At 35.2% G+C, this 7,329-nt stretch carries 9 protein-coding genes; 2 read left to right on the top strand and 7 right to left on the bottom strand.

The genetic code is table 11. The annotated features are described in order from the left end of the window. Positions 1–617: 617 nt before the first annotated feature. The 7 genes from VKY50_RS06295 to porX all read right to left on the bottom strand — a co-directional run bounded on the left by VKY50_RS06295 (position 618) and on the right by porX (position 5,856). Positions 618–1,019 (bottom strand): DUF4258 domain-containing protein, encoded by a 402-nt coding sequence (locus VKY50_RS06295; RefSeq protein WP_324299992.1) that lies wholly within the window; start codon positions 1,017–1,019, stop codon positions 618–620. A gap of 4 nt (positions 1,020–1,023) precedes the next feature. Continuing rightward, entirely contained in the window at positions 1,024–2,223 is a 1,200-nt protein-coding gene (locus VKY50_RS06290) for an alanine dehydrogenase (RefSeq protein WP_324299990.1), read from the bottom strand. Positions 2,224–2,287: 64 nt separating this feature from the next. Then, on the bottom strand, positions 2,288–2,779 hold the full coding sequence (locus VKY50_RS06285) for a hypothetical protein (RefSeq protein WP_324299988.1): 492 nt from the start codon (positions 2,777–2,779) through the stop codon (positions 2,288–2,290). Between the two features lie 115 nt (positions 2,780–2,894). Continuing rightward, the gene (locus tag VKY50_RS06280; RefSeq protein ID WP_324299986.1) at positions 2,895–3,059 is read right to left on the bottom strand and encodes a hypothetical protein; all 165 of its coding nucleotides are present in this window, start codon (positions 3,057–3,059) and stop codon (positions 2,895–2,897) included. A 141-nt stretch (positions 3,060–3,200) separates the two neighbouring features. After that, positions 3,201–3,608: a tRNA (adenosine(37)-N6)-threonylcarbamoyltransferase complex ATPase subunit type 1 TsaE gene (gene tsaE / locus VKY50_RS06275; protein WP_324299984.1), complete on the bottom strand. Its 408-nt coding sequence runs from the start codon at positions 3,606–3,608 to the stop codon at positions 3,201–3,203. A 110-nt stretch (positions 3,609–3,718) separates the two neighbouring features. After that, positions 3,719–4,111, bottom strand: a complete 393-nt coding sequence (locus tag VKY50_RS06270) for a hypothetical protein (protein ID WP_324299982.1) — start codon at positions 4,109–4,111, stop codon at positions 3,719–3,721. 191 nt (positions 4,112–4,302) lie between these two features. Then, the gene (gene porX, locus VKY50_RS06265; RefSeq protein ID WP_324299980.1) at positions 4,303–5,856 is read right to left on the bottom strand and encodes a T9SS response regulator signal transducer PorX; all 1,554 of its coding nucleotides are present in this window, start codon (positions 5,854–5,856) and stop codon (positions 4,303–4,305) included. 49 nt (positions 5,857–5,905) lie between these two features. Between porX and VKY50_RS06260 the strand changes: the two genes are divergently transcribed. Further along, positions 5,906–7,129, top strand: coding sequence for an HD domain-containing protein (locus VKY50_RS06260; RefSeq protein ID WP_324299978.1), 1,224 nt, complete (start codon positions 5,906–5,908; stop codon positions 7,127–7,129). 28 nt (positions 7,130–7,157) lie between these two features. Beyond that, on the top strand, positions 7,158–7,329 hold a 172-nt coding region (locus VKY50_RS06255; RefSeq protein ID WP_324299993.1), incomplete at its 3' end, for an LpxD N-terminal domain-containing protein.

Below are 7,329 nucleotides of genomic sequence, written 5' to 3'. Positions count from 1 at the left end.
TGATGAATTAATCTTAAAGAGTATCATTACCCATGGTAAAGAGGCTTCCGCTAGTGGTGTCATAAAGATGAGAGGTCAATCGTATATGTTTTGTGATGTATATGAATTTAAATCAGCTACTGGGACAATTATTAAAGCGATAGAATCCTATGTCATTGTAGGATAAAAACCCAGCTTCCTTGTTTCTAATGCGATAGAGAAACGTTAGTGCAATGACCATGAATCCTTGGGAGATGAAAGCTACACTTGAAGTAAAGTTACTCTAATCCAGCGCCTTTGAGACCGCGAAGCTGTCTTCTAATAATTTGTAGGTGACTATCTTTTGATTCGCTATTACTAGGTGAATAAAGAACATGGAATCCACCACCTTATTTGTTCGTAATATCTTTGTAGAGAATATTCAGATTCCACCTCGCGATGGACACCCTTGTTTTAGGCTAACACTTCCCAATGCTTGGGCGTGTTCGGGACTTACACCCTATAGATATCGTCCATGCAAGGCGCACAAAAAATTACCCATCTACACACAATAAGTAGATGGGTAATTACATGTTCCTTAGTTAATTTAAACGCCCCTTAGTGACTATCAGCTTTATGCTATTTTGAAGAACCTAGTTCTACTGGTTTTCAACCATATTTAATGCTTGAACTTCGGCAGAAAACTTACAATTATAAACAACGAGCTCAACAGGCTCGTTATTGATATACCCATCAATATAATAGGTGTTGCAAACATCAGAGGAGGAAACATCACTTCTATCAATATTGCTTTTGGAGAAATTCACCTTCCCATAGGTAAGTATAGAATCGATATTTTCTTCTTGGATTTCCTTGTTGTCAATTAGGAATTGAATGGCAGGGTTATAACTCAAAGTATCTTGCGTTCTAATGGTTTTAAGAGTTCTACAATTGGGTAAATAACAAAATTCAGCTCTTTTTTCTTTAAAAAAATAAGCTACGAAAATTAGGCCTAAACAAACTCCAAATAAGTAAAAACCAAATCTTTTGAATAAAGACATATGTTTAAAAGATCAATAAATTAATATCACGATAAGAAAGGTCGAACCACTGTGCAACGGATTTGCTTGTTAAAATACCGTGATAGAAATAGAGCCCGTTTCTCAGACCTCTATCAAACCTAATGGACTGCTCTAATCCTCCATCTTCGCCAATTTTTAAAAGATACGGAGTGAAAATATTGCTCAATGAGACCGATGCGGTTCTAGCGTAACGCGCTGGAATATTAGGTACACAATAATGGATAACACCATGTTTTACAAATGTAGCATTATCATGCGAGGTCACCTCGCTAGTTTCAATACAGCCACCCATGTCAATACTGACATCGATAATGACTGCTCCATTTTTCATGTTTTCAACCATAGTTTGTGATACGACAATAGGCGCCCTATCAGTACCCCTGACTGCACCAATTAAAACATCACATCGTTTCAAAGCTTTAAGTAGGTACTTTGGTTGTAGGGTAGAGGTATAAAGTGCTCTACCTAGATTATTTTGTATACACCGAAGTCGGGTGATCGAATTATCAAAAACTTTAATATTTGCACCAAGTCCAATGGCGGAACGGGCTGCAAATTCTCCTACGGTACCTGCTCCAATAATTACAACATCAACTGGCGGCACACCAGTAATGTTCCCAAACATCAATCCATTTCCACTATTAGTATTGGTCATTAATTCCGCTGCAATAAGCACAGAGGCCGTTCCAGCAATTTCACTTAATGCCCTAACGGCAGGATAATTGCCATCATCGTCCTTTATGTATTCAAAAGCTATGGCGGTTATTCTCTTTTGCGCTAAGGTTTCAAAATATTTTTTACTACGAGTTTTAATCTGCAAAGCGGAAATTATAATAGACTGTGGATTAATAAGCTCCAATTCCGCTAGAGAAGGTGGTTCGACTTTGAGAATAATAGGGCAGGAGAATATTTTTTTTCGATCACTAGTAATTTGCGCTCCAGCTTCACTGTATTCTTTATCGCTATAATTGGCACTAACTCCAGCATTGGATTCTATAATTACCCTGTGTCCATGGGATACAAGAGCACTTACAGCATCAGGAATCAAACAAACCCTATTTTCTTGAAAGGAGACCTCCTTAGGTATTCCAATAAACAATTCCCCTTTCTGTTTTAACAGCTCAAGTGTTTCCTCTTGGGGTATTAATTCCTGTTTCGTAAAAGGTGTATGCGGATACGACATCTTATTCACTTCAAAAGATCAAAGTTAATTTAAACTTTTTAAGTCCAAAAGAAAATAATGTGCTTTAGGACTTATTTTCTTTTTCTTTATAGGCCTTAAGTTCCTTGTTGATTTTATCCATATCAATGCCGTGCACATATTTATCAATAAACTTCAGACGAACGATATATACAATTGGAATGATTATCATCATTACCGGGATGGTGTAATAAATTTCAAATTCATCAACATATTGAACTTCCGCATTAACCGAACTGAATAACTGAAAAATGTACATGCTAATGGGGATAAGAATCACATGATACCACCAATGTTTACAGGTGAAAAACCAAATGGTTAACAGCATCAAAGGAACAATCTTATTCATAATTGTCCACGCTGCTACATATAAAGAAGGGTAAAACTCGGTTTTAAAATCAAAGAAGCTTGTATGCCAAACATTGTTATTGGGAAAACTTTCGTAGAGGTAAAATAGGTATGGAGAAATTGCTATGAGAATAGCCATCAAAGAACTGACGGAGAGTATTCTTATTTTCTTAGTTCCTATATTGTTCACAATATATCAGATTTGGATATAACTACAAATTAAACCAATCTGTATAATATATCCAAATCTGATAGTATGTAAAAACACCAGGATTTTACATATAAAAGTGATAATTTTTAATGGATCACCCTCCTGGAGGAACAACGATGTCCCCTTTGTCAATAAACCCTTGTGTATTATTGTATAAAGCGTCTGTTTCAGCAACGCTATCATTAGAACATGAAACAAAAGATACTGCTAATAATGCAACGGCCGCAGTGGCAAATACATATTTTTTGATAGTATACATGAGTAATAATTTAAATTGGTTATTAGTACTCCAAACCTACCAAAAAATTAGATGCGGAAAATAAAAACCTTTGCCGTATCTTGTTATATTTTTCATATACAGCAGATTATGTTTTTCCGTAAAGTCCACTAAAGTAATTAATTATTGCAGTACTAAGGTTCTTTTTCCGCTCAATTGCTCTTTAATTTCGATTAATGTAACATTCTCAGGTAATAGCTCCGCTATTTTATCAGGCCACTCAATAAGACACCAGGAGCCACTATATAAATAATTCTCAAGCCCTATCTGGTAAGCCTCATCACTGTTTTCTATTCTGTAAAAATCAAAATGATACACTGGAGTTCCGTGAGCATCATATTCATTGACCAGTGAAAAGGTAGGGCTAGACACCCTGTCTGAACTGCCTAACTGTTTCACCATCTCTTTTATAAGGGTGGTTTTTCCAACTCCCATATTACCATAAAAACACAAAATCTTACTTTTAGAATTTTCGATAATTTTTTTGGAGATGACCTCCAAGTCCTCGAGACCATAGGTATATTGATCCATTGGTTTTATTGTTTTTTGCAAAATTACTACTAAAATGAGTCTTGATATATCTGTAAACAAAAAAAACACCCCATTGAGGTGTTTAACTCTTACACTAAAGAGAAAACCGCTTACTCGCTAATTTTTCTTTTAGTAGTGTCAATTTCATTTTTGATCTGATCCATCAAATTGCTCAGTTCGCGTTCTTGATGTGCCTTGATCTTTTGCTCGATAATAGCTTCCACTTCTTTATATGTGAGTCTTTTGTCATGATTTACACTGCTATCGGCAGAGGTGGTGTTTTCAGTACCGAACATCGTACCTTTTCCAGTAACTACCCATGTAATGTTAACAAAGGGATACTTCTCGACAATTCTCTCTAGAATATCACTTCCAACGGAAGCATTATTCTTTTTCATTCGAAGTGTGTAACCATTAGATGCGCCAATAGACATATCAAACTGTCTAGCGCTCATTCCTAAGGATTGGATGATAGAGAAAATTCTATCAATTGCTTTTGCCATTTTTACTAAAATTGAGGGTTCACTCAAAAATAGAAAAAAAACTAAACACTAAAGAAGGAATGTTATTTTTTTAGAAAAGATTAACACCTCTGTGTATTTTGTCGAATATCTATGCGTTTAACCGACAATACAATGAGGGAAACCGTATTTTTCGCTTATAAAAGGTTTAAAAACTTCTAAAAAAATTAGTACTAATTTCTTGGATTCAGTACGATAAAAGGGATAATAATCTCCTGCAATGAAATTCCACCATGTTGATAGGTGTTTTTGTAATAACTTACATAATGATTGTAGCTATTAGGATAGGCAAAAAACATATCGTCCTTGGCAAAAATAAAAGAGCTACTCATTTTAAGGCAGGGTAAGTGTATGTCTTTTGGATTTTTAACTGCATAGGCTTGTTTTTCATTATAAGTAAGACTTTTTCCAGTCTTGTACCTTAAGTTTAAACTAGTATCTCTGTCTCCAATAACCTTCGAAGGGTTTTTTACATTTATGGTCCCGTGATCTGTAGTGATAATAAGTTTAAAACCTGCTTGTTGCGCTTGTTGAATAACATTTAACAGGGGAGAGTTTTTAAACCAACTCTGAGTTAATGATCGGTATGCTTTATCATCCGAGGCCAGTTCTTTGACCACTTCCATCTCTGTTTTGGAGTGTGATAGCATATCCACAAAGTTATAGACAATGACAGTTAAATCATTTTCCTTTTTAGATTTAAAGTTTTGTGCAAGCTGTTTTCCTGATTTAAGGTTGGAGATCTTGTGGTATTCCCACTGAATATCCATTCCAAGTCGGCGAATTTGCTTTTCTAAAAATTCCGCTTCATACTGATTTTTCCCACCTTCGTCGTGCTCATTTTTCCACAACTCTGGGTGAAGGCGCTCCATTTCCGAAGGCATTAACCCAGAAAATATAGCGTTTCGAGCATATTGAGTCGCTGTAGGTAGTATACTGAAATACGGAATTTCCTTTTCCTTTTTGTAATGAACATTGACAATATTTTCAATGGATTTCCACTGATCGTATCTTAAATTATCAATGACCACCAATAAGGTTGGCGTCTTTTTATTGACCTCTTTAGATACTAATTCCTTAAAAATTGTATGGGACATCAGCGGCATGTCTGAACTTCCTTTAAACCAATTTTCATAGTTTTTCTCAATATATTTACCAAAGTGTGAATTAGCCTCAGATTTTTGGGACTCCAATATATCAGTCATCCCACTATCTTCAATATTTTCCAATTCAATTTCCCAGAAAATTAGCTTTCTATACAGTTCTACCCATTGTTCTGGTGTATCCACCATGGTAAGATCCATAGCTATTTTCCTGAATTCTTGTTGATAATTAGAGGTCGTTTTTTCTGATATTAATCTAGAATGGTCTAAATTTTTCTTTAAACTTAATAGGATTTGATTTGGATTTACTGGTTTAATAAGGTAATCCGCAATTTTCGAACCTATAGCCTGTTCCATAATATCCTCTTCCTCACTTTTGGTAATCATAACCACAGGCAGGGAAGGACGAATACTTTTGATATCAGACAAGGCTTCAAGTCCTGACAAACCAGGCATATTTTCATCTAAAAAAACAATATCGAAATTGGTATCTTTTACGGCTTCCACCGCTTCTGTACCGCTTATACAAGTTTGTACAATATAATTTTTCTTTTCTAAGAATATAATGTGCGGTTTAAGGAGTTCAATTTCATCATCCACCCAAAGTATCTTTATTTCATCCATATATGCTTAATGATGTATATTTGTATGTAACTTTTTCAATTCTATCAGTTTGAATACAAAAAACAAACTTAAAATATTTAACGATCCAATTTACGGATTTATTACCATCCCAAATGAACTTATCTTTGATTTAATAGAACATCCATATTTCCAACGCCTAAGACGAATTTCACAAATGGGACTTTCTTATTTGGTATACCCTGGAGCACATCATACTAGGTTTCACCATGCCTTAGGTTGTATGCATTTGATGAAAAACGCCATTAATGTGCTGCGCTTTAAAAAAATAGAAATTTCCAAGCAGGAGGAAGATGGGTTATTAATCGCAATCCTACTTCACGATATTGGGCATGGTCCTTTTTCACATGCTATGGAGCATAGTATTGTTAATGGAATTTCACATGAGTATATATCATTAAAATTTATGGAGGCGCTCAATACAGAGTTCAGCGGCGCCCTCAGCCTAGCTATTGAAATTTTTAAGGGTGATTATCATCGTAAATTCATGAACCAATTGATCTCGGGGCAATTGGATATGGATCGCTTGGATTATTTAAAAAGGGATAGCTTTTACACTGGTGTATCAGAGGGGAACATAAACGCACAGCGTATTATAACAATGCTTAATGTGGTAGAGGATAAATTGGTGGTAGAGGAAAAAGGCATCTATTCTATTGAAAAGTTTCTTGTAGCTAGAAGGCTTATGTACTGGCAGGTGTATTTACATAAAACATCCCTTGCTGCAGAGCAATTGCTGATCCGTATTTTAAAACGGGCGAAAGAACTTCATCATTCTTCCTATAAACTTCATGCGAATAAGGCTTTATTGTATTTCTTAGATCATCAAGTAGGGATAGAGCAATTTGATCGATCCGTCCTAGAGGTGTTTTCAAATTTAGACGACATTGATATTCTTTCTGCTATGAAAGGATGGAGTGAGGAGCAGGATTTTGTACTTTCTCACCTATGTCAGATGCTTTTAAACCGAAATTTATTGAAAATAAAAGTGAAGAAAAAGCCAATAAAAATTGCCCTAAAAGAAACATATTTAGAAAACCTAATGACCAAATACAAATTAAGTAGAACGGAGGCCGAATACTTTGTTTTTACGGGAGTTATAGAGAACCAAGCCTATAATTTAGACAAGCAAAATATACATATTTTAATGAAAACCTCCAAGATCCGAGATGTTACAAAAGCCTCTGATCAATTCAATTTAAAAGCACTCTCCAAACCAGTAACGAAATATTACATGTGTTATCCTAAAAAATAATGGCACTTTTTTATACTTTTGTCGGGAAATGAAATTTACAGCAAGTCAAATAGCCGGAATACTAGATGGAGAAATTATAGGAAATCCCGACGTGGAAGTTTCCAAACTCTCCAAGATCGAAGAAGGGACTGAGGGATCGCTAACTTTTTTAGCGAATCCTAAATACACATCCTATATTTATTCAACAAAAGCCTCCATCA

The organism is Galbibacter sp. (assembly GCF_035306585.1).
Classification (GTDB): Bacteria; Bacteroidota; Bacteroidia; order Flavobacteriales; family Flavobacteriaceae; genus Galbibacter.
This window is presented reverse-complemented; position numbering and strand designations above follow the sequence as displayed.

Excerpts from the sequence above, each read along its gene's own strand:
- VKY50_RS06290 (WP_324299990.1), bottom strand. The coding sequence starts at position 2,223 with ATGTCGTATCCGCATACACCTTTTACGAAACAGGAATTAATACCCCAA.
- porX (WP_324299980.1), bottom strand. The coding sequence starts at position 5,856 with ATGGATGAAATAAAGATACTTTGGGTGGATGATGAAATTGAACTCCTT.
- VKY50_RS06270 (WP_324299982.1), bottom strand. The coding sequence starts at position 4,111 with ATGGCAAAAGCAATTGATAGAATTTTCTCTATCATCCAATCCTTAGGA.
- tsaE (WP_324299984.1), bottom strand. The coding sequence starts at position 3,608 with ATGGATCAATATACCTATGGTCTCGAGGACTTGGAGGTCATCTCCAAA.
- VKY50_RS06295 (WP_324299992.1), bottom strand. The coding sequence starts at position 1,019 with ATGTCTTTATTCAAAAGATTTGGTTTTTACTTATTTGGAGTTTGTTTA.
- VKY50_RS06280 (WP_324299986.1), bottom strand. The coding sequence starts at position 3,059 with ATGTATACTATCAAAAAATATGTATTTGCCACTGCGGCCGTTGCATTA.